The organism is Sporotomaculum syntrophicum, from assembly GCF_009932395.1.
GTDB classification, from domain to species: Bacteria; Bacillota; Desulfotomaculia; order Desulfotomaculales; family Desulfallaceae; genus Sporotomaculum; species Sporotomaculum syntrophicum.
In genome coordinates, this window is record NZ_LSRS01000018.1 from 1 (window position 1) to 1281 (window position 1281).

The 1281-nt window shown below is 52.5% G+C and carries 1 rRNA gene; it reads left to right on the plus strand.

The window, feature by feature from the left end:
* Positions 1-67: 67 nt before the first annotated feature.
* Positions 68-1281 (plus strand): 23S ribosomal RNA (locus SPSYN_RS15430); the annotation flags it as partial.

Genomic DNA, 1281 nt, shown 5'->3' on the forward strand with positions numbered 1-1281 from the left:
GGTCATAACAGACCCCAAAGCAAAGCCAAGTACCGACGTCCGACGCCTAAAGACCGACGACTAACTAGGTCAAGCTAAAAAGAGCGTACGGTGGATGCCTAGGCGCAAAGGGCCGATGAAGGACGTGGTAAGCTGCGAAAAGCTACGGTGAGCCGCAAGCAGGCATAGACCCGTAGATCTCCGAATGGGGCAACCCGTTACCGGTAACGCGGTAACATCCTATGATGAACACATAGTCATAGGAAGGGCACCCGGTGAACTGAAACATCTAAGTAACCGGAGGAACAGAAATCAACCGAGAACCCCCAAGTAGCGGCGAGCGAACAGGGGCGAGCCTAAACCTATCTTGCGTGCAAGACAGGGGTTGCGGGACTCTCAACACGAATAAACATGCTTAGCCGAACATGCCAGGAACGGCAGGCCACAGAAGGTAACAGCCCTGTAGGCGAAAAGCCATGTTAATCCAGAGAGTATCCCAAGTACCGCGGGACACGAGGAACCCCGTGGGAATCAGGGAGGACCACCTTCCAAGGCTAAATACCCTAAGCGACCGATAGTGCACAAGTACCGTGAGGGAAAGGTGAAAAGCACCCCGGGAGGGGAGTGAAAAAGAACCTGAAACCGTACGCTTACAACCAGTCAGAGCACAATAAACGTGTGATGGCGTACTTTTTGTAGAACGGACCGGCGAGTTACCTTTAGCGTGCCAGGTTAAGGCTGACAAAGGCCGTAAGCCGCAGCGAAAGCGAGTCTAAAAAGGGCGCTTTTAGTACGCTGAAGTAGACCCGAAACCGGGTGATCTACCCATGTCCAGAGTGAAACGGAAGTAACATTTCGCGGAGGCTCGAACCAACCGTCGTTGAAAAGGCGGTGGATGAGATGTGGGTAGGGGTGAAATGCCAATCGAACCCGGAGATAGCTGGTTCTCCCCGAAATAGCTTTAGGGCTAGCCTTGTACGATCATAGCCGGAGGTAGAGCACTGAATGGGCTAGGGGCCTTCACCGGTTACTGAACTCAATCAAACTACGAATGCCGGACTATTAAAGTACAGGAGTCAGACTGCGGGTGCTAAGATTCGTAGTCGAGAGGGAAACAGCCCAGACCGCCAGTTAAGGTCCCCAAATCGTGCTAAGTGGCAAAGGATGTGAGGTTGCTGAGACAACCAGGATGTTGGCTTAGAAGCAGCCACCATTTAAAGAGTGCGTAATAGCTCACTGGTCAAGTGACCTTGCGCCGAAAATGTAACGGGGCTCAAGCACGATACCGAAACTGCGGAATTT